Source organism: Williamsia sp. Y853 (assembly GCF_056786495.1).
Window position 1 is genome coordinate 36,042 of sequence record NZ_JBXCJC010000003.1, and the last position, 24,862, is coordinate 60,903.

The window sequence follows — 24,862 nt, forward strand, 5'->3', positions numbered from 1 at the left end:
GTCCACTATCAGAGAGTCTCGTTCTCATGCCGAGATGAGGCAAAGGGCAAATCGCACATAATTCGTATGTGGTGCAGTATATTTCGTGATTACAAAGGCCTTTCGAGAAAATGCCAAAAGGCCATCGGCCCCGTCCATTCCACCTTCTTTGGGATTGTCGCGAAAGGTTGATTTGCCCACTACGAACCTATGCGTAGGTACGCCGGACTCAATATCTGCTTGTGCATGACGCGTGCCTCGGGCCTCGCTCTTCTGGAACAAGGTGCCTGTTGCCCATGAATTCGGCTCTGCAGCAATAGTATTGAGTTGATCAATGAATACGCGGGTATGTGCATCTGGCTACCACGTGAAGGCCCTGCATTTGGTCAACGCGGCCAGTGTCTTTCGATAGGCCTAGGCGCATGTGACCACCATTTGATGACGTGGGCGCCGTCGGCAAACGAGCGGCAGCCAAGGTTCGGGGTCTGCTGTCGGTCTCAGGTGCAGTCAGGTCGAGGGCTCCAATGGTCAAGCAGTAGTGGATGTTGCATGGTGAAGCGATCTCGCCACATCTGCACACTGCGCTTGCCGCAGCCCTAATTCGCCGATCGTCGGACATGAAGCCGTGGATTGGTGTGGGTAGGCGAGGACCTAGCCGTGGACCAGGCGAGGGTCTAGTATTCAAGTGGTGTGATCCTCACAGTCAAGTCCCTGTCCAGTCTTGAAGTCGCGCAACACCTGTCATAGGAAGGCGGGTCTCGGCGGCTGGCATCGGGACTTTGTGCACAGCTGAGTAGGATCACTGTGTCAGGCTTGGATAAGTCCTGGCGACTGCGGGGAATCTCCCATTTGAATACTCGGGCTTCTGCAACTGGCCGCGAGTGCGTAAGCGTGCCGGTGATATTCACCGGACCACGCATCAACATTCAAACTCTGTACGAATCGTAGGTGAACCTCGATGAGGCGACTAATTCCTGCTGTAATCGGAGCTCTGTTAACGTTTCTCGTTTTTCATGTCATCCAGGTGCCTGCGGCAAATGCCCAGGTGTGTCCGGCCTCGCAAAACTTCGTGGTCGGTGGGACCGGGGACCCGAACAGCGTGAACGTGCCGAATGTTCCAGCCGGACCCCGTACCAATATCATCTATCCAGCGAGTATTTCGCCGGTAGCCGGCAATGTATCGGCTGATGAATCCATTCGGATCGGTACCGAAAACTTGACGAATGCCGTCAACTCGTTCCGAGCCAGATGTCCGGGTTCGGGTGTGACCATAATCGGATACTCGCTCGGAGCCATTGTTGTCTCGGATGTGTGCGACCGATTGGATGGCAGGAACACGACCTGTATCACCGAGGGCAATCCGAAACGTCTGCCCGGGCCGGAGGGCGCTGGAATCTTGGGTATCCTGCCCACTTTCATCCCTGGCTTCACTTTTACCGGTTGGCGGGTAGCGCCGCCGGGAGGTCCGGCAATTGTCGAGATTTGCAACCTGCGCGACCTCTATTGTTCGGCGGTGAATCCGTTGAAGGATCCATTGACATTTGTCGAACGTGCGATCGGTACGTATTGCCAGGCGCAGCACGCCTATCCAGCGCCATGTGCCGACCCGGTACTTCCGTCTTATCCTGTGCCCTGGGATGTTCCAAATCTACGTGACCTTGATTCTTTGACGCGGCAGTTGGTGCCTCATGCGCCTATTCGGCCCTTGGATGGACCCTATATACCGACTCGGATTGGCGACTTTCTCCCTCCTGTGCTGGACGCAGCATTACCGACTGAGGTGACCAACTATATTCCGCCTCCGGTACCTGACTGGGCGGTGGCCGGCTGGAATGACATTGTGGCTGCAGTCATCAATGCTCTGCCCGCGGCGGCTGCAGATGTGCCGTCTGCTGTGCCGGATGTGGTGCCTGCGGTGGCTACCGATGTGCCGTCTGCTGTGCCAGATGTTTCGGTGGCCGATGTCTCGCCCCCGGGGTCGGATACTGCGCCATCTACAGGCGGTGTTGCTGTGCCTGCGGTGGCTGATATCTCACCGCCGGTGGTCGATGTGCCGGATGTGGTGTCTGATGCTGTCCCACCTGTAGCCGAAGACGCCATTGCGGTCGTCGATGATATCGGGTCTGCGGTGGGTGATGCCGTATCTGCAGTGAATGATGCCGCGTCGTCTGTGGTCGGTGGTGTCGTGACCGCCGTCGGTGACGCTCTGTCGACTGCGGTCGCTGATCAGGTGCCACCGGCGATAGGTGATGTCTTGCCGAATATTCAGGGATTGTCATGAGCGCCAATGATTTCCGACTGAATGCAACGAAAACACATGTTCCTGTTCATCGACAGAGCTCGGATCGTCGTTGGGATCGTGACCGACAACGAACCGCACCGGACGATGGGAACTTCTTCCGGTTTGTTTCACGCGTGAGATCCATCTCGCGTTGAAGGGACGGTTGTCATGCCCAAGCCATATCCGAATGAGTTTCGCCGCGAGGTGATCTCAGTCGCTCGCAATGGTGAGGCTTCAGTGCGTCAGGTCGCGAGGGATTTCGGGATTTCTGAAACGTGTTTGAAGCGGTGGATCAAGATCGCCGACCGCGAGGACCGTATCAACGGACCGACATCAGAATCCGTCGACGACGGCGCTGCTGGGTTGCGGGAAGCACGCAAGAGGATCAAAGAGCTCGAGCAGGAAGTCGAGGTGATGCGCCAGGCCGTTGTGTACCTGTCGAAGAGCATGATTTCAAAGTGAACTTCCGGAAATGCTCTGCTCAAGAGGTTGGCGCCCCGCCGGTACATGTTTGACTGCGGCGGACACCAAGCCCTGATCCGGAACGTTCGTTCCAGGCATCCTCGCCTGGTTCGAGACGCTCGCGCGCCCACTCGAGGTGCCCGGGAACTTCATGGTGATGTTGCGACGTTGCTATCAAGGGTGATGGGCCTCTGCCGGCTGACGGGCGACGCCGGCAACCGTGATTGCGCGGTGGCGGGCGAACGTGTCTTCGGCGATTGGATAGGGTTGTGGGGTGCAAAGCTGGCTCACCTCCGTGTGCAGCGTGTCCAAATCGGACAACGCTTCATCCCGGAGAACTGACCCGGCTCAGCGGAGGGCAGAACAAGGGCAATCCCTACGCCCATTACCCCTAAACAGCAGGTAGGAAGGCCACTAGATGCCAGAGTTCATCTATACAATGAAAAAAGTGCGAAAAGCACACGGCGACAAGGTGATTCTCGACGATGTCACCATGTCGTTCTACCCGGGCGCGAAGATCGGTGTGGTCGGGCCCAACGGTGCCGGTAAGTCGTCGATCCTCAAGATCATGGCCGGCATCGATCAGCCGTCCAACGGCGAGGCATTCCTCGACCCCGACGCGAGCGTCGGCATCCTCATGCAGGAACCCAAGCTCAACGAAGAAAAGACTGTTCGACAGAACGTCGAAGAGGGCATGGGCCTGATCAAGGAACAGCTCGACCGGTTCAACGAGATCGCCGAACTGATGGCAACGGACTACTCGGACGAGCTCATGGAAGAGATGGGCAAGCTGCAGGAAGCCCTCGACCACGGCGATGCCTGGGACCTGGACTCACAGCTCGAACAGGCGATGGACGCGCTGCGCTGCCCGCCGGCGGACGAGCCCGTCACCCACCTCTCCGGTGGTGAGCGTCGTCGCGTCGCACTGTGCAAGCTGCTGCTGCAGAAGCCCGACCTGCTGCTCCTCGATGAGCCCACCAACCACCTCGACGCCGAGAGTGTCCTGTGGCTCGAGCAGTACCTCGCGTCTTACCCGGGCGCTGTGCTGGCCGTGACCCACGACCGGTACTTCCTCGATCACGTCGCGCAGTGGATCTGTGAGGTCGACCGCGGAAAGCTCCACCCGTACGAGGGCAACTACTCGACGTACCTGGAGAAGAAGGCCGCCAGGCTCGAGGTTCAGGGCAAGAAAGACCAGAAGCTGCAGAAGCGCCTCAAAGAGGAGCTGGCTTGGGTGCGGTCCGGCTCCAAGGCCCGCCAGACCAAGAACAAGGCCCGCCTCGGCCGATACGAAGAGATGGCCACCGAAGCCGAGAAGATGCGCAAGCTCGACTTCGAGGAAATCCAGATCCCGACGCCTCCGCGCCTCGGTGATGTGGTTGTCAACGTCAGCCACCTCGACAAGGGTTTCGACGGCCGGGTGCTGATCAAGGACCTGTCGTTCACCCTGCCGCGTAACGGCATCGTCGGCGTCATCGGCCCCAACGGTGTCGGTAAGACCACTCTGTTCAAGACCATCGTCGGACTCGAAGAACCCGATTCGGGTGAGGTCAAGGTCGGCGACACGGTCAAGCTCAGCTACGTCGACCAGAACCGCGCGAACATCGACCCGAAGAAGAACGTCTGGGAGGTCGTCTCCGATGGCCAGGACTTCATCACGGTCGGCCAGAACGAGATGCCGTCGCGCGCCTACGTCAGCGCATTCGGGTTCAAGGGACCGGACCAGCAGAAGCGCGCCGAGGTGCTCTCCGGTGGTGAGCGCAACCGCCTGAACCTGGCGCTGACCCTCAAAGAGGGCGGCAACCTGATCCTGCTCGATGAGCCGACCAACGACCTCGACGTCGAAACCCTCGGTTCGCTGGAGAACGCGCTCGAATTGTTCCCGGGTTGTGCTGTGGTCATCTCGCACGACCGTTGGTTCCTCGACCGCACCTGTACCCACATCCTGGCGTGGGAAGGCAACGTCGAAGAGGGCAAATGGTTCTGGTTCGAGGGCAACTTCGAGGCGTACGAGGCCAACAAGATCGAGCGTCTCGGAGCCGACGCTGCCCGTCCGCATTCTGTGACACACCGCAAGCTGACACGCGATTAGCAATTCGCCGGCCGCCGGCGATCACTACATTTGAAGGCAGACCCTCGGAGATCCCGGGGGAGACCGATCAACTGGAGTGTGACGGTAATGGTCGGATCGACGCAGTCTGATTTTGCGGACACCCCGTCCGAGGATCTACCGGCATCTGTGAAAGCCCTGCTGGGAGAAGCAATCAGTGGGTACTTTCACGGACCGGGCACCCGTCGGCAGAAGACCTGGGAAGAGCTGGGATCGGCACAACGATCCCAGCTCTTCCGGCATCTGGGGCTGGGGCACATCAGGTCACCGGGCACAGCGGTCATCGACATCGACCACGACGGCGGGTCGGTGTTGATCGCAATGGTTGCCGACGACATGCCGCTGCTGGTCGAGTCGGTGGTGGCCGGTATCGAGGCGGCCGATCTGATGGTCGTCCGCATCGATCACCCAATTCTTCCGGTTGTCCGTGACGAGGACGGTGTGTTGCTGGAAGTCGACGGGTCCGAGGCTTCCGGCGACGTCGCCGGCCGTGGCCGGATCACCGAGTCGTGGATCTACGTCGAGGCGACGCCGACCACGTCGACGATCGATCTCGAACGAGTGCGGGCAGAGCTGGACACGGTCGTCGGCCGGATCCGCGACGTCAATCGCGATCGAGCCGCCATGATCGGTCTGATCGGGCGCCTTGCCGACGTATTCGGTTCGTATACGACCGCAGACGTGCCGGACGGTATCGACCGCGCGACGGCATCGGACCATGCCCAGATGCTCGGTTGGCTCGCCGAGCAACATTTTTCGGCTTACGGCTACGTGCACTGCGTAGGAACTGCCGGCGACCGGACTACCGAACCCGAGACGGGTTTGGGCATCTGGCGGGGCGATACCTCGGCGCACAGAATCGATCCCGGCGCCGGTCCGGTGACGGTGCAACAGCTCTACCTTCCGACGCGTATCCAGCGATCGAACTTTCCCACCCTGATCACGGTCGCCGACTACGACACCGATGGCACCCGAAAAGGGGATCACGTATTCGTCGGGACCTTCACGTCGACGGCGCTGCACGAGAACGTCCTGGCGATCCCGGTGATCGACTCCAAGGTCGGCGACGTGCTGGCCAAGGCAAAGTTCGATCCCAGCTCTTTCAACGGCATGGCAATGCTCGAGCTGATGCAGACCCTGCCACGCACCGAACTGTTCTCGATGTCTGCCGATGAACTCGCCCGGACGCTGTCGGCGGTCCTCGAGGCCGTACCGAATCGACAGATACGGGTTTTCCTGCGCCCTGATCCCGCGGGCGAGATCGTTTCTGCGCTGGTTTATCTGCCGCGAGACCGCTACACCACCCGGCTGCGCGAGACATTGCAGAAACTGCTGCTCGACGAACTCGGAGGCGGGCATCTGGAATACACCGCTCGGGTCAGTGAATCCGCATTGGCACAGTTGCACGTGGTGATGCGGGTCCGAGCGCGGGATTGCCGTGCACTCGGCAGCCTCGCGGTGGGCACGCCGGAACAGATTGCGTTGCAGGACAAGATGGTCGAGGCGGCGCGTGGCTGGGACGAATTGCTACGTGAAGTTGCCGCTGGCGATGCCGGGGATCTCGACGAGATCGCGTTCTACGCCGCGACCTTGCCCGACAGTTACAAAGACGTGCGGAGCCCGGCGGAGGCCTACGTCGACATCGCGATAGTCGACTCCCTCGGAGATGGCGACTTCTACGTTCGGCTGTACCGGCCTGCCGATGATGCAGAGCGCAGTGGTCAGGACTGGCGTTTCGCGTTCTATCTGTGCGGACGCCCGGCGACCTTGACGGAGATCCTTCCGGTCTTGCACAGCCTGGGCGTCAACGTCCTCGACGAACGTCCGCTCGAGATCGAGCGCCAGGACGGTCATCGGTGTTTCGTGTACGAGTTCGGGCTCTCACTGGCCGACGGGATGACGGTCGAGGAGCAGAATGTCGCCGACGTCGAACATCGTTTCACCGAGGCGTTCTCGCAGATCTGGCGTGGCGACGCCGCGGTCGACAACTTCAACGAACTGATCTTCCGATGTGGTCTGACGTGGCACGAGGTGGCCATGCTGCGCGCCTACGCCCGCTATCTGCGCCAATGTGGGACTTCTTACAGCACAACACATGTGGCTTCGGTGCTCGGAAGCAACGCAGTGGTCACGAAATCGCTGGTTGAACTCTTTCGGGCCTCCTTCGATCCGGAGAGCGCCGACGAAAACCGTCGCAACGAGGTCCTCGAACGCCTATCCGTGGCGATCGGTGACATCATCAGCATGGATGTCGACCGGATCGTCAATGCTTATGTCTCCGCACTGTCGGCCACTGTGCGCACCAACTACTTCGGCACCGACCGGGCCGGATTGCAGCACCAGACCCTCAGCTTCAAACTCCGGCCGCGCGAGATTCCCCAAACCCCTTTGCCCAGGCCCTTGTTCGAGATCTATGTGTACTCGCCGCGCGTCGAAGGCGTGCACCTGAGATTCGGATCCGTTGCGCGCGGTGGTCTGCGCTGGTCCGATCGGCAGGAGGATTTCCGCACCGAGGTCCTGGGTCTGGTCAAGGCGCAGGCGGTCAAGAATGCGGTGATCGTGCCGGTCGGGTCCAAAGGGGGATTCGTGGTCAGGCGTCCTCCGCTGCCGACCGGAGACGCCGCTGCCGACCGCGAGGCGGTCCGCAACGAAGGCATCGAATGCTATCGGCGATTCATCTCCGGACTGCTCGATGTCACCGACAACATCGATGCGAAGTCGGGAGACATCGTCGGGCCTCCCGAGGTGGTCCGACGCGACAGCGACGACCCGTACCTGGTGGTGGCCGCAGACAAGGGGACGGCCTCGTTCTCCGATATCGCCAATGATGTTGCCGGGCAGTACCAGTTCTGGCTTGGCGATGCATTTGCCTCGGGTGGTTCGGCCGGATACGACCACAAGGCCATGGGAATCACCGCGCGGGGTGCCTGGGAAGCGGTGAAACGACATTTCCGGGAGATGGGTTCCGATACGCAGACCGTCGATTTCACCGTGGTCGGAATCGGCGACATGAGCGGCGATGTGTTCGGCAACGGCATGCTGTTGTCCGAGCACATCGGCCTTGTCGCCGCATTCGATCACCGGCACGTGTTCATCGATCCGGACCCCGACACCGCGGCGTCGTTCGTCGAACGACGACGTCTGTTCGACCTGCCGCGATCCTCGTGGGCCGACTACCGCACGGACCTGATCAGCGAAGGCGGCGGAGTGTGGGCGCGCGATCAGAAGTCGATACCGATCAGCCCGCAGATCGCCGACGCGCTGGGACTGGCTGAAGACATCACGGCGCTGTCCCCGCCAGAACTCATCCGGGCGATCCTGCTCGCACCTGTTGACCTGCTGTGGAACGGTGGCATCGGGACCTATGTGAAGGCCAGCACCCAGTCCCACGCACAAGTGGGCGACAAGGCCAACGACACCATCCGGGTCAACGGAAACGAGTTGCGCGCCAAGGTCGTCGGGGAAGGCGGCAACCTCGGGCTGACGGAACTCGGGCGTATCGAGTTCGCACTCGGCGGTGGCCGGGTCAACACCGACGCGATGGACAACTCTGCCGGTGTCGACTGTTCCGACCATGAGGTCAACATCAAGATCCTGCTCGATTCCCAGGTCTCGACGGGCGAACTGCCTGCTGCCCAGCGAAACCCACTGCTCGAGTCGATGACGACCGAGGTGGGGGATCTGGTGCTGGCCGACAACGTCTCGCAGAACGCCGAACTCGGTACCAGCCGGGCCAGTGCCGACGAGACGGCAGAGGTCTACCGGCGGTTGCTCAAGGAGATGGCAGGGCGCGGCGTCGACCTGCGATTGGAGGCGCTGCCCCGTCCGGACGAATTGGCCAAACGCGGAAATGCCACCGGCCGTCACGGTTTGACCTCGCCCGAACTGGCCACCGTGATGGCCCACGTCAAGCTCCTGCTGAAGGCCGACATGCTCGCGGGTGAACTGCCCGACAACGATGTGTTCTCGTCACGCCTGAGCGCCTACTTCCCGGCCGCGTTGCGGGAACGCTTCGCCGAGGGGATCGCGACCCATCAGCTGCGCCGAGAGATCGTTACCACCACGGTGGTGAACGATCTGGTGGACAACGGCGGCATCACGCACGTCTTCCGCCTCTGCGAGGGCAGCGGCGGCGAGCCGGTCGACGTGGTGCGGTCCTATCAGGTGGTGACCGAGGTCTTCGGCTTGCACGCACTGTGGTGGGCGATCGCCGCGGCCCCGTGTCCGGTACCGGCCACCGACGCGATGATCGTCTACACCCGCCGGCTGTTGTTCCGGGCGTCCCGGTGGATGATCGCCGGGCGGCCACAACCGTTGGCGATGGCCGCTGAGGTCACCCGATACGGCGAACTGGTCGCCGAGCTGTCACCGCGTGTGCCCGGTTGGCTACGTGGTGCGTCGGCGAGCATTGTCGACGATCACGCCGCACGCCTGGTCGGTGACGGTGTCCCCGAGGATGTCGCGCAGGCCGTCGCACTGAGCCTTCACCGGTTCTGCCTCCTCGACATCATCGATGCCGCCGAGATCTCCGACCGCGACCCGGTGGAGGTCGGCGATCTGTACTTCGCGCTGATGGACCACCTCGGGGTGGAGGAACTGCTCAGCGCGGTCTCCGATCTCGACCGCATCGACCGTTGGCACTCGTTGGCGCGCCTGGCATTGCGCGACGATCTGCACCAGGCGCTGCGATCGCTGTGTCTGGTGATTCTGGACGCCGGTGAGCCCGATGAATCGGCGGACGAGAAGATAGCCGAGTGGGAACTGCACAACACCTCGAGGCTGTCCAGGGTCCGCGCGACACTCTCAGACATCTCTGAGAGTGGAAACCTCGATCTGGCAACCCTGTCGGTCGCAGCTCGACAATTGAGGAGCATCATCCGCTGATGGCCGATTTAACACTGTCCGCCCGTGACCGGATTGATCTCGCGGCTTTTGCCGGCCGCGCCCTGCGAGCAGACGACGTCGCCGTGATCCGGATCAAACGGCGTGGGGATGGTTTGCTCGGCGTCTGGGTCAACACCGGATTCGATGTCCTGGCCAGCCGTGTTGTGGCCGGTTCGATGTCCGGTGACGACGTGGTGTGTGGGGCGTCCGAGCTGCGAAATGTGTTGCGGGCGACCAAAGACGACCCTGCGGTGACGACCGTCGACACCGGGTTCGCCCTCGACAGCGCCTGGCGCGGTGCGTTGCCTTCCACCGACGGATTCACCCACATCGACGACATACCTGCGCGGGTATTGGTGCAACTGTCCCGGACCGGAGCCGAGGTCGCGCGCACACAGGGCAGCGGCCACGGACCGCCGACCTCGCTGCTCGATCAGCAGGTGGTCGACGTGTCGTCGGAGTCATCAGATCAGGTCGTCGGCGTGTCGATGCGATCGGTTTTTGCGCTGACCGCCATGGGCTTCGTGCGACAGGCCGACAACCGCGATGTCACCGAGACATCGCCCATCGAAGACATCGACGACGCGGAAATGGTCCGGGTCCGGACCACCGCCGTGTGGGCACGACTCGACGCCAGATTCGGATCGGTCCATCAGCGCCGAACCATGCCTTTGGGGCTGTCGGTCAACTAGCGGTGCCCGGCCGCGCGGGCGGCCGGGCCGTCAGTGTGGTCAGACGAGCCAGGCCGCCGCATTGGGTGGGAGTTGGCCATCGACCAGCGGCGCGCTGGAGAGAAGCACCTCACCCGGAGGCAACCCGATCGGTTCCTCGCCTGCGTTGAGGGCACAGACCAACCTGCCGAGCGATCGGCGGAACGCCAGGCATCCGGTCGGGGCGCCGTACCACTCGATGGCCTCGCCGGCGAACTCCGGACGAGTCTTGCGGAACTCGATCGCCTGCCGATACAGCGACAGCGTCGAGGTCAGGTCTTCGAGTTGGTTCTCGACGGTCAGCGCTGCCCACTCCGCGGGTATCGGCAACCACGTGTCCGGGTTGCTCGAGAACGCGAACGGGGGAGCAGTGCCCTCCCAGGGCAGCGGTACGCGGCAGCCATCGCGGCCGCGTTCGGTGTGTCCCGACCGCTCCCAGACCGGATCCTGCAGCACATCGTCAGGCAGGTCGACATTGGGCAGTCCGAGTTCGGCACCGTTGTAGATGAACACCGCGCCGGGTAGAGCGAGTTCGACCAGGATCATCGCCCGGGCGCGGTCGATACCGGCCTGCGGTGAGTCGTCGGACGCGTAGCGGGTGACCTCGCGCTCGACGTCGTGGTTCGAGAGCGTCCAGGTCGGGGTGCCCGAGACGTACGCGACTGCCTCCAGCGAATGCTCGATCGCAGCGCGGACAGCTTCGGACTCGAAGGGAATCTTGGCGAGTCGGAAATTGAATCCCAGGTGGAGTTCGTCGGGGCGCACGTATTCGGCGAAGCGTTCGTTGTCCTGCACCCAGATCTCGCCGACGGTCATCGCGTCGGGGTAGTCGTCGAGCACCGCACGGATCTGACGATGGATGTCGTGGACACCCGGGTTGTTGAACCGCGGATCGTCATCGGCGTTGCTGAGCAGGCCGACGTCCTCGAGATCCATGTCGGGTAGCCCTTCGGGCTTGGCCATTCCGTGGGCGACGTCGATCCGGAATCCGTCGACACCGCGGTCGAGCCAGAACCTCAAAGTCTTCTCGAGGTCGGCGAAGACCTCGGGATTCTCCCAGTTCAGGTCCGGCTGTTCGGGGGCGAAGATGTGCAGAAACCACTGGCCCGGTTCACCATTCGGTTCGGTGACCCTGGTCCAGGCCGGACCGCCGAAGACACTGCTCCAGTTGTTGGGCGGTTCGCTGCCGTCCTCTCCGCGCCCGTCGCGGAAGATGTATCGCTCGCGGGCCGCGCTGCCGGGCTCAGAGGCGAGTGCCTCGATGAACCAGGCGTGCTGGTCGCTGGTGTGGTTGGGGACAAGGTCCATGGTGACTTTGATGTTGCGTTCGTGAGCTTCGCGGATGAGGTTGTCCAACGCCTCGAGACCGCCGAACAGTTCATCGATGTCGCGTGGGTCCGAGACGTCGTACCCGTGGTCGGCCATCGGGGACTTCATCACCGGGCTGAGCCAGATGGCATCGACACCGATCAGTTCCAGGTAGCCCAGCTTGTCGATCACGCCGGGGATGTCACCGACACCGTCACCGTTGTCGTCGGAGAAGGAGCGGGGGTAGATCTGATAGAAGATCGCGTTCTGCCACCACCGGGGAAATCCGGGGTCGGCCGGCGTGTGATCTTCAGCCGAAGCATTGCTCGCGGCCTCGGAAAGATCTTTTGTCTCGTCACTCACGTGATTTATCTTGCCTCACGACCTACCGAACGTCACGGTCACGTCGCCGTGGCAGGTCTCGGCGTCATATCGGGGAGTTCATCATCGAGTCGGCCGCCATCTCGACGTAGTCGGTCAAGGCCTGTCGATGGCTGTCGTCCAGACGCGCCGAGTCGATCGACCCGATCGCGATGTACATGCACCGCAGCCACGCCGCCTTCTCGATGGGACCGATCCGGAAGGGGTTGTGCCGCATCCGCAGTCTCGGGTGGCCGCGTTCATCCGAATACGTCCGAGGTCCTCCCCAGTACTGCACCAGGAACATGCGCATACGTCGCTCGGCCGGAGCGAGGTCTTCTTCGGGGTAGAGCGGTCGCAGGATCTCGTCCTTCGCGACTTCCTCGTAGAAACGGCCAGTGAGGTCGGCAAAGGTCTGTTCGCCGCCCACTGCCTCGTAAAACGTCTGCGGAGAAGTAGTCACGGCCCCATTCTTCCACCCGGTGAGCACATCGGCGTTGGCGCCGCCCGTCCGCAGGTTCGGGCCCGGACATCCAGTGTTCACACAGCTGACCGCGGGCGACCTGCAATTTGCCTCGCATTTGTTCGGCATCCGTGTTGAACTGAATCGTTCCCATCGAGGTCGGTTGTTTGGCCGGGAGGTTAGATGTCGCGGACGAAGGTGCAGCGTAAGAAGGGTCACGCGGGGTATGACCGCGGCCCGACCACAACTGATGGACGCGTGAGATCGCGCGGTGAGGCAAGCGTGTCCACGCTGGACACCGGACCCCGCTCCGTCGACGCGATCGGTGTGCCGCCAGGGGGCGGAACAAATTCGCGCTGGGGCAAGCACCGCGTGCTGCTCCTGAATGCGACCTACGAGCCGCTTGCCGCGATCTCGATACGCAGGGCAATTGTGTTGGTGCTCCGTGAGCGGGCCGATGTCATCCACGAGGACGGCGCCGGCCCGCTCATTCATTCGGCGGAGATGGCGATAGCCGTGCCGTCGGTGATCAGGCTGCGGACGTACGTGCGGGTTCCGTATCGCGCGGTCATCCCGATGACGAGGGCCGCACTGATGCAGCGCGACCGTACGCGCTGCGGTTACTGCGGTGGCAAAGCCGACACGATCGACCATGTGGTGCCGCGCAGTCGCGGCGGAACCCACACCTGGGACAACTGCGTTGCCTGCTGCGCGTCCTGCAACCACAAGAAAGCCGACCGCCTGCTCTCGGAGCTCGGCTGGACACTCAAGGTCACGCTGACCGCGCCGAAGGGGCGGCACTGGCGACTGCTGGCGACGGTGAAGGATTTCGATCCGTCGTGGTCGAGGTATCTGGATGTGGGCGCGGCCTGAGCCGGATCTGTGCGGCATCGGAGTACCGTCTTCCGACGCGCCGGGCGACCTCGGCGAAGCAACCGCCGGTGCCGTCGGCTAAGTTTTGACACAAGAGTCGAGCGGTTCTGAAGGGCGGAACGATGGAAGACCTGATTGTGGCGGTCGGCATGCCGACCATCATCATCACTATCATTTCTGTGGTGATGGTTGTTGGAGCGTTGGTGTTCACCAACGGTGTCAAGTACCCGAAGGTGAAGTTCTACACAATCGACCAGAAGTGGGAGCACGGACCGTTGCTGCTCAGCGCAACTGAGGCAGCACCTGTGGCCCCGCTGTATCACGGGCACGGCACGGACGATTTGATCGGAGGCTCGGCAAGTGGCAAGTGGTGATGTGGTCAAGTCAACTGTCGATCCCGAATCGCTCCCCATGGGCTCGGCCCTGACCCTCAGTGGTCGGGTCTCAGCAGCTCGTTTCCCGACGGACGTGCCTTCCACGCCGCCGTTCAAGACCGACGAACTGGTGGCACTGGACGAGGCGTTGTTCGATGCAACCGATGAGACGGCCATCCGTTTCTCGGTGTACATCGGAGACCTGGGCGACGACGCTGTCGCGGGCGCCGCGGCGATCCTGCCGAACGCGCCTGAGCCTGAGCACGCCGCACTGATCGCGGTCTCGCCGAACACCAAGGACGTCGTGGTCGTCTCCGGCAAAGAGGTTGCCGCACGCCTCAACGATCGGGTGGCCCAGCTCGGGGTCACCGCAGCAATCGCGGGCATCCGGTCCGGTGACCTCGTCGACGGACTGATCTCCGCCATCCGGGTCATGGCCGCGGCAGTCACGGTTCGCTGACCCGAATCTGAACAAACACGCCTGAACCAACAAAGGGCGGGACAACCTTTCGGTTGTCCCGCCCTTTTGTGTTCGTGTCTAGCTCTTGTCGAAGGTGCGGGCCCGCAGCGTCCGCGCCACGGTGTCGCGGCCTTCGGAGATCAACCGGCGCAGTGCAGGCGGATGTTCTCCGGCCAGCAGTTCGTCGGCCAGGGCCAGAGCGTCCTCGTCGACTGCCCAGTTCGGATACAGCCCGACCACCACGGTCTGGGCGACCTCGCTCGAACGACGTTCCCACACCTGCGGGGCGATCTCGAAGTACTTCGCGGTGTAGGGCGCCAGGAGTGCACTCTGACCTGGTCGGGCGAAGCCGGCGATGATCGAACGTCCCAGAGTGTTCGACAGTGTGTCATCTTCGGTTGCCTGGGCCCAGGCGTCTGCCTTTGCCTCCGCCAGCGGACGTGATGCCCGTGCCTTGGCGGCCTGCCTGCTGCCCGCGGAGGTGTTGTCGCGGGCGAGTTCGGCGTCGATCACCGGGCTGGAGGCCGGGTCGGTGTCGATGGCACCGGCGGTCGCCAGAGCCTGCACGATCGACCACCGCAGGTCGGTGTCGACCGTCAGTCCGGCCAGACCCTGGTCGGCGGGATCGGAATCGAGCAGTGCGCGAACAACACTGGTCTGCTGCGGGGCGAGTACGCCGGAGAGCAGAGTGTTGACAAAGGCGAGCTGATGATCGGAGCCGGGCTGCGCCGCCCGGGCGAGCTCGAGAAGGCGGGCACTGAAACGCGGCCACCCCACTTTGGTTGCCCACTCCGGATCGGCGTAGCCGTCGATTGCGGTCTGAGCCTGCATGAGGACTCGCTGGACGACACCGATCTCGGTTTCGGTACCGATACCCTGCTCCACCAGTGCGGCGAACTCACGGGCGCGCATCTCGGCCTGCCGGGTCATCTCCCAGGCAGCCGACCACACCAGGGTGCGGGGCATGGGCTCGCTGATGTCGGCGAGCCGGGTGGTTGCCGTGGCCAGCGAATCGGGGTCCAGACGGACCGAGCAGTACGTCAGGTCGTCGTCGTTCAGCAGGATCAGCTGACCCCGATCGACCCCGACCAACTCGGAAACTGCGGTACGTTCACCGGTGACATCGAGCTCAACTCGTTTGGTGCGGACCAGCTTTCCGTCCACATCGTCGTAGACGCCGACTGCGAGGCGGTGGGTACGGGTCTCGCCCGCCCCGGGTGCCGCACCATCCTGCAGGATGTCGAAGCGGGTGAAAGCGCCGGATTCGTCGAGGTCGAAATCCGGCCGGATGACGTTGATACCGGTGGTCTTGAGCCACTGTGAACCCCAGTCCGACAGGTCGCGGCCCGAAGACTTCTCGAGAGCACCCAGGAGATCGGCGAAGGTGGCGTTGCCGAACTTGTGCGCCTGGAAGTAGTCACGCAATCCGGACAGGAACTCCTCGAGGCCGACGTATGCAACCAGCTGCTTGAGTACCGAAGCGCCCTTGGCATAGGTGATCCCGTCGAAGTTGACCTCCACGGCCGCGATGTCGGGGATGTCGGCCGCCACCGGGTGGGTGGACGGGAGTTGATCCTGCCGATATGCCCAGGACTTCTCGACATTGGCGAATGTCGTCCAGGCGTTCTTGTATTCGGTGGCCTCCGACTGGCACAGCACCGAGGCGAACGTGGCGAAGGACTCGTTGAGCCACAGGTCATCCCACCACTGCATGGTGACGAGGTCGCCGAACCACATGTGCGCCATCTCGTGCAGCACGGTTTCGGCACGGCGTTCGTACAGGTACTTGGTGACCTTGGACCGGAAGACGTAGTCCTCGAGGAACGTCACCGCACCCGCGTTCTCCATGGCACCGGCATTGAACTCAGGGACGAAGAGCTGGTCGTACTTGCCGAACGCGTACGGGATGCCAAAGTTCTTGTGGTAGAACTCGAAACCCTGCTTGGTCTCGGTGAACAGCCGATCATCGTCCATGAACTCGGCAAGTGACGAGCGGCAGAAGATGCCGAGGTCGATGGTGCCGTGCTCGTCGGTGTAGCTGTCGGTCCAGACCGCGTAGGGGCCCGCGATCAACGCCACCAGATAGGTACTCAGCAACGGGGTGGTGGCGAAAGTGTGCTTGCCGGGGGCGGTTTCGGTGCCGGCGCCGTTGGAGATCACCTTCCAGTCCGTCGGTGCGGTGACGGTGACGTCGAAGGTCGCTTTCATGTCCGGCTGGTCGAAACAGGCGAACATCCTTTTTGCGTCGGCGGTTTCGAACTGTGAGTACAGGTAGACCGCATCGTCGGTGGGGTCGACAAAGCGATGAAGGCCCTCGCCGGTGTGCGAATAGATGCAGTCGGCGACCACCTCGAGGGTGTTGTCGTCGGCCAGGTCGGTCAGCGCCAGGCCGTCCTCTTCGGTGTAACCCGAGATGTCCACGGGTGAACCGTTGAGGGTGGCGCTGTGAAGCGTCTGCGCGATCAGATCGACAAACGATGAGGAACCGGCCGTGGCGGTGAAGGTGATGGTCACCGCCGACCGGAACGTCTTCTCGCCGGGTTTGCCCGAACCGTCGGTGAGGTCGAGATCGATCGCATAGTTGGAGACCGAGATGTTCGCCGAGCGTTGGCCCGCCAGATCTCGGGTCAAATTTGGTGCCGCCACGTTGCCTCGCTTCAGGAGAGATTTTGCCGGTTGCTACACAACTACCGTATTGCGTGGACAGTTGCGTTGGTTCGGTGCGGGAGGGAATGTGAACCGGCGCGAGTTGTTGAATCATGCAATGGTTCCACCGGCACCATGCCCACGTTCTACTGCTGAAGGAGTTCTCCAACTCATGACCGCCTCGACTGACCGCGTTGACTTCTGGTTCGACCCGCTGTGCCCGTGGTGCTGGATCACCTCCCGCTGGATTCTGGAGGTCGAGAAGGTGCGCGACATCGAGACGAACTTCCACATCATGAGCTTGGCCGTGCTCAACGAGGGCAAGGACGTCCCCGAGGAGTACCGCGAAGGCCTCAAGGAGGCCTGGCGCCCGGTTCGCGTGATCGCCGCCGCGCAGGCCGAACATGGCGATGAAATCCTGTCCCCGCTGTACACCGCGATGGGAACGCTCATCCACAACAAGGGCATCAAGGACTTCGGCGAGGTCATCCCGCTGGCTCTGAAAGAGGTGGGACTGTCCGCCGAGTTGGCCAAGGCCGCCGACGAAACCACCTTCGACGATGCGATCCGCAAGAGCCATCACGCCGGTATGGACAAGGTCGGCGATGACGTCGGCACCCCCACGATCCACATCAACGACGTGGCCTTCTTCGGACCGGTCCTGTCCCGGATCCCGCGCGGTGAGGTGGCCGGAAAGGTGTGGGACGGCGCATTGGCACTGTCGAGCTACCCGCACTTCTTCGAACTCAAGCGGTCTCGCAACGAGGACCCGCAGTTCGACTGACCAGGTAGTTCAACAGACCGGGTAGTTCAACAGACCAGGTAGTTCGACCGAGGTCAGTACTCGGGTTTGGTCTCCTCGCGCTTGCGGTCGGCCTGATCTTTGGTCAGGTCGACCGGTGGCGCCGGTGGAATCGAAGAAACCGGCACCATCCCGGTCGGCGGCATCGACATCGGACCGGTCGGCAGCACCAGCTGGACGTGGCCGCTACCGATTCCGCGAACGATATGGCGCGGCCGGAAGAACATCCTTCCCGGCCCGGATCGGTCGCGCAGGGCCGCGGCTCGCCAGGTCAGCACCGGATGGGTCGACTGCAGGTTGGTCAGCCAGGTGAAGAAGCCCTTCTCCAGCGTTGCCCGATCTGCGAATTCGTCGAAACTGACCGAGGTCAGCATGTATTTGCCTGCGGCCAAAACCCCGATGGCGCCGGGTGATCCGGATGGCTGGTTGTAGTAGCCGTGATTGTCGGCGGTGTACTCCATCGACCGCGACAGTGCCTGGCCGAGCACGGGTAGGTTCAGGCCGATGATCGAACCGAGCTGACGCCAGTACGAGACGTGCCCGGCAGCGATGTGCCCGACTTCGTGTCCGATGATGAACCGCAACGCTTCTGGACTGCGGGCGTGCCCGCCGATTTCGAAAAGGTCCGAATAGACGACGACAAAACGGCGGAATCCGTGGCCGGACGCAAACGCGTTGATCGTGCCGTTGCCGAGAACCACGTAGGCGTCCGGGACGTATTCGAGCCCGAATCTGCGGGCCGATTCGACCACCATCTGATAGCCCTCGGGGAACTGGGTCGGGCTCATCTTGACCCCGTTGACACGCGGCAGCGCGTAGGTCAGGCCACGGATCAGGTACAGCAGCAGCGGTGCGAGCAGGATCAGCAGGAACCAGGTGTTCAGGGAACCCAGTGCCACCAGGACCACAACCACGACGTAGCCGCCGAGTCCGACAACAAGAACCAGGACCAGGATCGGGATCTCCCACGGATGCCGTCGCGGGCGTCCGGCGAACGGTGCCGGGGTAAGCCAATGTGAGGCCGCTGCGGGCGGAGGGGAGTCGGGATACACCCTGATCAATCTAGTGCTGCCGAGCCGCAAAATGCCCTGCCCTTGGCCGGGCATTTCCGGTCGGTGCCCGGCGCGCCACGGCACTCTGTCAGACTGGTGGTATGCGCGTGTACCTAGGTGGCGACCATGCCGGATTCGAACTCAAAGCCCAGATTGCCGAACATCTGACCTCTGCGGGTCACGAGGTGATCGATTGCGGAGCGCACGAATACGACGCTCTCGATGACTACCCCGCCTTCTGCGTCGATGCCGCGCTGCGGACCGTCGCCGACGAAGGCAGCCTGGGGATCGTCCTCGGTGGCAGCGGAAACGGCGAACAGATCGCCGCGAACAAGGTCCCCGGAGCTCGCTGCGCACTGGCGTGGAGCGTCGAGACCGCGCAGTTGGCGCGTCAGCACAACAAAGCCCAGCTCATCGGAATCGGTGGCCGCATGCACAGCCAGGCCGAGGCGCTGGCGATCGTCGACGCGTTCATCAACACCGAGTGGTCGGGTGAAGAGCGCCATCAGCGCCGTATCGACATCCTCTCGGAATACGAGCGCACCGGCGTGCCGCCGCTGCTGCCGTAGCGCCGAGACTTCGAAACAAGCTGTGCCTGAAGGGCATACGCTTCACCGGCTGGCCCGGATCCACCATCGCGAGTTTGCCGGCAGACAGGTGGCGGTCAGCAGTCCGCAGGGACGCTTTGCCTCCGGGGCCTGCCGCATCGACGGGCAGACCTTCGTTCGCGCGGAGGCCTGGGGAAAGCATCTGATCCATCGTTACGGCAATGGCGAGATCGTCCACGTGCACCTGGGCCTCTACGGAGGATTCAGCGAAGGCCCGGCACCACTGCCCGAACCGGTCGGCCAGGTCCGGATGCGCATGGAATCCGACAACTACGGCGCCGACCTCCGGGGTCCGAGCGCCTGCGAGTTGTACACCCCGGCGGATCTGACGGCTCTCACCGCGCGGCTCGGTCCGGACCCGCTACGCAAGGACGCCGACCCCGAGCTCGCCTGGGCCGCGATAGCCCGATCCCGCAAGGCAATCGGTTCACTCCTGATGGACCAAAAGGTGCTGTGTGGCGTGGGCAATGTCTACCGCGCGGAGGTCCTGTTCCGGGCGTCGATCAATCCGCACCGCCCCGGAACCGGGATCGACCGTTCCGAATGGGACGGATTGTGGTCGGATCTGGTGGGGCTGATGGCAATCGGTGTGCGGCGCGGCAAGATGCACGTCGTCCGACCCGACGATGATCACGGGGCTCCGGCGTACGGTCCGGGTCGGCCGCGTACCTATGTCTACCGCCGCACCGGTGAACCCTGCCGAATCTGCGGGACACCGATCCTGATGGGGGAGATGGTGGCCCGCAAGGTCTACTGGTGCCCGACCTGTCAGGCCGACTGAAAGCCGAATTCTCGGCAATCGCAGTGTGACCGCCTAAGCAAGCCCTCAGGTTTCATCGGCATGATGGACGTATGGCAGTTGTGACGGTGCTCTTCGTGGGAGGAACCGGCGAATCCTACCCAGGTGACAGCCGACACCGGGTCGGAGGGCTCCTCTCGGAGGTGGCAGGCCGGCTCGACGAACGATTCGACTGCCGGTGGGTCGGATACCCGGCAAGCTATGGCCCGGTGCCGGATCTGGCCGGTATGAGTTACCTGGACAGCGTGCGCGAGGGTGTGGCAAATCTGCAGGCCCGGCTGGATGCGACCACCGGGCCGGTGATGCTCATCGGCTATTCGCAGGGCTCGGTGGTGATCCGAAACATGCTGGCGGGCTGCCAAAGTCACAGGACTGTGATGGCGGTCGGATTCGTGGCCGATCCGCACCAGCCGCCAGGGGTGGTCGCGGGCTGCGACGGCTTCGGACTTGCCGGCCAGGGCGCGGCGATACCGGGGGACATCCCGGTGATCTGGATCGCCGACCCCGCCGATGTGATCTGCAACGCCAGCGGTGACTCATTCCTGCGAGATTTCGCCGACCTGACCGCGGCGATGTCGATTCACGACGTGCGTGGCTGGTGTCGCCATCTCTGGCAAGTATTGAGGGGCAATGACTTCCAGAACGCGGCGCGGACATCGATCCATCCTCGGCAGTGGCGTAAAGACATACGGCGACTACGGGTCGCGGTGGTGGAGATCGCGGGGTACCTACCTGGCAAATTGATGTGGCGGGGTCTGCAGGTCGTGAACCGTCGCGGCGGACGGCACACCGCGTATGACGCCGAACCACTTGCCGGGGGCGAGGCGTCCGGTTGCGAGGTACTGGCCCAGTGGTTGCAGGTGCAGGTGACATTTCTGCCCTTCGGCGGGGTCGATCGGCACGCTGCCTAGCCGGTATCCACTTGCCCGGTGGCAACAATTCACGCGCCTGAAATGTGAGACACCTGTATTTGGGTGACACTGAATCCCAGACTTGTCAACGCTGGGAGAAATGAACGTGGATCACTACGACCTGGTTGTCATCGGCTCCGGCCCCGCGGGGCAGAAGGCGGCGATTGCTGCCGCCAAGCTCGGCAAGAAAGCCGCGGTGGTCGAACGTCGGAACATGGTCGGTGGTGTGTGTATCAACACCGGCACCATTCCGTCGAAAACACTGCGCGAGGCGGTCTTGTATCTGACCGGTCTGAATCAGCGGGAGTTGTACGGGCAGTCGTACCGGCTGAAGACGGACATCACCGTCGCTGATCTGTCCTCACGCACATCGCATGTGGTGGGGAAAGAGATCGACATCATCCAGAATCAGTTGTCCCGCAACCGGGTTGCGCTCCTGATCGGCAACGGCAGGTTTGTCGGACCCAATGAACTCATCGTCGAATCGGAGGGCGGTGACCGAAAGAACATCACGTTCGACTATGCGGTCATCGCCGTCGGCACCCGTCCGGCACGGCCCACCACCGTGGAGTTCGATGGCGCGACCATCGTCGATTCCGATCAGATCCTCGGGATCGACCGACTGCCACAGTCGATGGTGGTGGTGGGTGCAGGCGTCATCGGAATCGAGTACGCCTCGATGTTCGCGGCGCTGGGTACCAAGGTGACCGTGGTCGAGCAGCGGGAGAGCATGCTCGGCTTCGTCGACCGCGAAATTGTTGAGGCACTGCAATACCAGTTGCGTGACCGAGGCGTCACCTTCCGGTTCGGGGAATCGGTGAAAATGGTCGAGAAGCACCCGTCTGGAACCGTCACCGTATTGGAATCGGGGAAGAAGATTCCTGCCGACACCGTGCTGTATTCGGCGGGACGCCAAGGTGTCACCGAGGAATTGGGTGTTGCCGCAGCCGGTTTGGAGGGTGACAACCGGGGTCGGCTCAAGGTTGATGACTGTTTCCGCACGGTGGTGCCTCACATCTACGCTGTCGGTGATGTCATCGGCTTCCCGGCATTGGCGGCGACCGCGATGGAACAGGGACGACGGGCCGCGTACGACGCCTTCGGCGAACCGGTCGGCGAATCCGACGCGTCCAAATATCCGATCGGCATCTATTCGATCCCGGAGATCAGCTTCGTCGGCAAGACCGAGGAGGAACTGACCGCGGAGAACGTGCCTTTTGAAGTGGGCGTTGCCCGCTACCGGGAACTGGCCAGAGGCGCGATCATGGGCGACGCCTACGGCATGCTCAAACTGCTCGTCGATGCGCACGACCGAAGCATCGTGGGAGTGCACGTATTCGGTTCCAACGCCGCGGAATTGGTCCATATCGGCCAGACGGTGATGGGTTGCGGGGGAACCGTCGACTACCTGGTCGACGCCGTGTTCAACTATCCGACCCTGGCCGAAGGCTACAAGGTGGCGGCACTGGACGCGGTGAACAAGATGCGGGCGATCGCCCGGGTCACCGGTGTCGGCAACGGTCACGACCTGGGTGCCGAATAGCGCAGACATCAAAAAAACCCGGCGCCGAGAGTTGCTCTCGGCGCCGGGTTTTCGGATGTTTTCCGGAGGGTTAGCTACCCGGGATGTACTGCCCGCCGATGGTGCCCTGCACCACGATCGGGGTTCCTTCAGGGAAGTTCTCGTATACCCACTGGCCGTTTTCCGGACTCACGTTGATGCAGCCATGGCTGACGTTGGTGTTGCCCTGCTGCTCCACCGACCATGGTGCGGCATGGATGAAGATTCCGTCCCAGGACATGCGGATCGCGTGTTCGACATAGGTGCGGTAACCGCCAGGGGCGTCGATCGGGACTCCGTACGTGGACGAATCCATGTACATGTCGCGGTACTTCTCTTTGGTGTAGTACGTGCCGTTGGGGGTCGGATGATCGTTCGAACCCATCGAGATCGGCATCTTGCGGACGATCTTGCCCTCGTGCCACACGGTCAATTCGTGGGTGGCGTCGTCGGCGAGGGCAACCCAGCCCGTGTCGGTCTTCACCGGGGGAGCGGGTTCGGCCGGCTTCGGCGGCTCCGGTGCCGGTTCTGGAGTGGTCTCCGGTGCCGGGGGTGTCGGGATGGTCAAGCCGGGGATCTGCGGTAGTGGCACGCCGGGTAGCCCTGGGATGGTGGGCGACGGTTGCGCCGAGACTGCAGTTGGAACTGCCAGGGCCATCACGACAACGCCGAGTCCGGCGGCCAGGAGGCGTTTGGCGGTGCGTCCGCGGGCGAACTTGCTGGTCGACACTATGTATAACCCTAACGTTGGGTGCAGGTTTATGCGCTCCCCGAAAGCGCGGATTCAATACTTGCATGTCGGTACCACGCCGCCAAACGTTACGAACCAGATTGGTGTCAGAGTTGCTGAAGTGACTGCTTTTATTCGACCATGGGCCTGAAAGTGATCTGGCTCACTCTATTTCGGCTGCGACTTCCGGGCTTCGGTCAGCAATTGCTTGGCGCGGGCACGCCGTTCATACGGTCGGTCATCCAGGCCAGTGCGGGCGGCAATCCGATCACTGCGGCCGTCAAGTGATCGGGTGACGGTGTCAGAACCGAGACCACAGGTGTTCCGGCCTGGCAGTAGCGCCGGTTGGTGTGGAGGATCGAGTCGATCGGAATCAAATTGTCGATCGGACTGTGCCACTCGAAAACCGGGGCATTCGGTATTCCTGAGAAGAACTCCAGGCTGTTCTCGTTGACCACTTTTCGGGCCGCGGGATCGTCGAAGATCTTGACGTCCGGTGTCATCTCTTTGGCGCTGTGACCGAGGCCTGTCAGCAGGATCTCGTTGGTGCAGGCATTTTGCATCTCGCGGTACATGGATCTTCCGAGCGGGGTCAGATTCTGCCAAACCGGCATCTCGTTCGGATACTCGCGGGACAGGCCGATGGCCGCGGCAAACGCGAGGCCGAACGCGGGGTGGGGATTGTTGTAACCGAGCCCCTCGGCCATCTTGATCAGATTCATCGGGGCGCCTCCGTATGCGCTGCCGGCGATATCGAGTTCGGGGGCGTACGAGGATGCCAGCGCGGATGCCCACGCTGTCGCCATCCCGCCACCGGAGTAGCCCATCAGCCCGATCCTGCTCTTCTCGACATCGGCGGGCGCGAAGCGTTGCGCTGCCTTGATCCCGTCGAGGGCGATCCGACCGCCGAGTTGCGCTGCGCCGTACGAACTACGGGGGCCCAGATGATCAGGAATGGCCAGTACCCACCCTTGTTGCAGCAATCCGTTCAGCAATGGGCGCTGGCTTGCGGTCAGACTGCCCGATCGCGGATCGATATTGGTGGTCGTCGTGTAGAGCTGTCGTGACGGCGCGCACTCGAGTCCCATCGCGTTCACGATGTCCTGCACGCTGAGCAGCGGACCGCCCGCGACATGGCTGTCGGGCACCAGCAGTGTGGTCACCGCTGCGATCGGCCGGGAGTACATGTCGGTACTGCGGTATTTGATCTGATAGGTACGCAGGTCGAACAACAGTGGGGGATCGGGCATCTCACGGCTTGCGATGACGTCGCCGTTGGCATAGCCCTCGATGTTGTCCGGCGCGTTGTAGAACGTGTCCGGTAGAGGCGTGGGTAGTGAGACGTCGTCGGCCATGGCCGACGACGGCGAGACAACAAGCGTGACCACCGCTACGAGGGCGCCGATCAATGACAGGCGGGCGAAACTCGGTACGGGTCGGTGCATGGCTCGCTCTTCGCTCGTGGTCTGTGGATCGCGCGATCCAAGGG

The 24,862-nt window shown here is 62.7% G+C and carries 18 protein-coding genes and 1 pseudogene; 13 read left to right on the top strand and 6 right to left on the bottom strand.

The window, feature by feature from the left end:
* The first annotated feature begins 937 nt into the window (after positions 1-937).
* The 5 genes and pseudogenes from AC1TPF_RS16320 to AC1TPF_RS16340 all read left to right on the top strand — a co-directional run bounded on the left by AC1TPF_RS16320 (position 938) and on the right by AC1TPF_RS16340 (position 10,408).
* Entirely contained in the window at positions 938-2,260 is a 1,323-nt protein-coding gene (locus AC1TPF_RS16320) for a cutinase family protein (protein WP_482144747.1), read from the top strand.
* Between the two features lie 168 nt (positions 2,261-2,428).
* A pseudogene (locus tag AC1TPF_RS16325) lies at positions 2,429-2,704 on the top strand (transposase); the annotation flags it as partial.
* A 436-nt stretch (positions 2,705-3,140) separates the two neighbouring features.
* Positions 3,141-4,814, top strand: coding sequence for an energy-dependent translational throttle protein EttA (gene ettA / locus AC1TPF_RS16330; RefSeq protein WP_482138892.1), 1,674 nt, complete (start codon positions 3,141-3,143; stop codon positions 4,812-4,814).
* Positions 4,815-4,901: 87 nt separating this feature from the next.
* Positions 4,902-9,716 (top strand): NAD-glutamate dehydrogenase, encoded by a 4,815-nt coding sequence (locus AC1TPF_RS16335; RefSeq protein ID WP_482144748.1) that lies wholly within the window; start codon positions 4,902-4,904, stop codon positions 9,714-9,716.
* Positions 9,716-10,408, top strand: a complete 693-nt coding sequence (locus AC1TPF_RS16340; RefSeq protein WP_482138896.1) for a DUF8185 domain-containing protein — start codon at positions 9,716-9,718, stop codon at positions 10,406-10,408. Before AC1TPF_RS16335 ends, AC1TPF_RS16340 begins: the two co-directional genes overlap by 1 nt.
* Before the next feature lie 39 nt (positions 10,409-10,447).
* Here the strand turns inward: AC1TPF_RS16340 and AC1TPF_RS16345 are convergent, their stop codons facing one another.
* Positions 10,448-12,097: a glycoside hydrolase family 13 protein gene (locus AC1TPF_RS16345; protein WP_482144749.1), complete on the bottom strand. Its 1,650-nt coding sequence runs from the start codon at positions 12,095-12,097 to the stop codon at positions 10,448-10,450.
* Between the two features lie 64 nt (positions 12,098-12,161).
* Positions 12,162-12,557, bottom strand: a complete 396-nt coding sequence (locus AC1TPF_RS16350) for a globin (protein ID WP_482138900.1) — start codon at positions 12,555-12,557, stop codon at positions 12,162-12,164.
* Between the two features lie 183 nt (positions 12,558-12,740).
* Between AC1TPF_RS16350 and AC1TPF_RS16355 the strand changes: the two genes are divergently transcribed.
* The 3 genes from AC1TPF_RS16355 to AC1TPF_RS16365 all read left to right on the top strand — a co-directional run bounded on the left by AC1TPF_RS16355 (position 12,741) and on the right by AC1TPF_RS16365 (position 14,264).
* Positions 12,741-13,430: an HNH endonuclease gene (locus AC1TPF_RS16355; RefSeq protein ID WP_482144750.1), complete on the top strand. Its 690-nt coding sequence runs from the start codon at positions 12,741-12,743 to the stop codon at positions 13,428-13,430.
* 122 nt (positions 13,431-13,552) lie between these two features.
* Positions 13,553-13,804, top strand: a complete 252-nt coding sequence (gene ctaJ, locus AC1TPF_RS16360; RefSeq protein ID WP_482138903.1) for an aa3-type cytochrome oxidase subunit CtaJ — start codon at positions 13,553-13,555, stop codon at positions 13,802-13,804.
* Positions 13,791-14,264, top strand: a complete 474-nt coding sequence (locus AC1TPF_RS16365) for a DUF5130 family protein (protein ID WP_482138905.1) — start codon at positions 13,791-13,793, stop codon at positions 14,262-14,264. The genes ctaJ and AC1TPF_RS16365 overlap by 14 nt, the downstream gene beginning before the upstream one ends.
* A 78-nt stretch (positions 14,265-14,342) precedes the next feature.
* On the opposite strand, the gene pepN is transcribed toward AC1TPF_RS16365, so the two are convergent.
* Positions 14,343-16,910: an aminopeptidase N gene (pepN, locus tag AC1TPF_RS16370; protein WP_482144751.1), complete on the bottom strand. Its 2,568-nt coding sequence runs from the start codon at positions 16,908-16,910 to the stop codon at positions 14,343-14,345.
* Between the two features lie 172 nt (positions 16,911-17,082).
* Between pepN and AC1TPF_RS16375 the strand changes: the two genes are divergently transcribed.
* Positions 17,083-17,694, top strand: coding sequence for a mycothiol-dependent nitroreductase Rv2466c family protein (locus AC1TPF_RS16375; RefSeq protein WP_482138909.1), 612 nt, complete (start codon positions 17,083-17,085; stop codon positions 17,692-17,694).
* Between the two features lie 53 nt (positions 17,695-17,747).
* Here the strand turns inward: AC1TPF_RS16375 and AC1TPF_RS16380 are convergent, their stop codons facing one another.
* Entirely contained in the window at positions 17,748-18,764 is a 1,017-nt protein-coding gene (locus AC1TPF_RS16380) for a M48 family metallopeptidase (RefSeq protein ID WP_482144752.1), read from the bottom strand.
* A gap of 101 nt (positions 18,765-18,865) precedes the next feature.
* Here AC1TPF_RS16380 and AC1TPF_RS16385 point away from each other — a divergent pair, with 101 nt between their 5' ends.
* The 4 genes from AC1TPF_RS16385 (at position 18,866) to sthA (ending at position 22,625) form a co-directional block, all read left to right on the top strand.
* On the top strand, positions 18,866-19,333 hold the full coding sequence (locus AC1TPF_RS16385; protein ID WP_482138913.1) for a ribose-5-phosphate isomerase: 468 nt from the start codon (positions 18,866-18,868) through the stop codon (positions 19,331-19,333).
* A 22-nt stretch (positions 19,334-19,355) separates the two neighbouring features.
* Positions 19,356-20,153, top strand: coding sequence for an Fpg/Nei family DNA glycosylase (locus AC1TPF_RS16390; protein ID WP_482144753.1), 798 nt, complete (start codon positions 19,356-19,358; stop codon positions 20,151-20,153).
* Positions 20,154-20,224: 71 nt separating this feature from the next.
* The gene (locus AC1TPF_RS16395; protein ID WP_482144754.1) at positions 20,225-21,082 is read left to right on the top strand and encodes a PE-PPE domain-containing protein; all 858 of its coding nucleotides are present in this window, start codon (positions 20,225-20,227) and stop codon (positions 21,080-21,082) included.
* Positions 21,083-21,188: 106 nt separating this feature from the next.
* Entirely contained in the window at positions 21,189-22,625 is a 1,437-nt protein-coding gene (gene sthA / locus AC1TPF_RS16400) for a Si-specific NAD(P)(+) transhydrogenase (RefSeq protein ID WP_482145132.1), read from the top strand.
* A gap of 70 nt (positions 22,626-22,695) precedes the next feature.
* Here sthA and AC1TPF_RS16405 read toward each other — a convergent pair whose 3' ends face one another.
* Both AC1TPF_RS16405 and AC1TPF_RS16410 read right to left on the bottom strand, forming a co-directional pair.
* Positions 22,696-23,373, bottom strand: coding sequence for a L,D-transpeptidase (locus AC1TPF_RS16405; protein ID WP_482138917.1), 678 nt, complete (start codon positions 23,371-23,373; stop codon positions 22,696-22,698).
* 197 nt (positions 23,374-23,570) lie between these two features.
* Positions 23,571-24,818 carry a lipase family protein gene (locus AC1TPF_RS16410; protein WP_482144755.1) on the bottom strand — a complete coding sequence of 416 codons (1,248 nt, stop codon included), beginning with the start codon at positions 24,816-24,818 and terminating at the stop codon, positions 23,571-23,573.
* Positions 24,819-24,862: the final 44 nt, after the last annotated feature.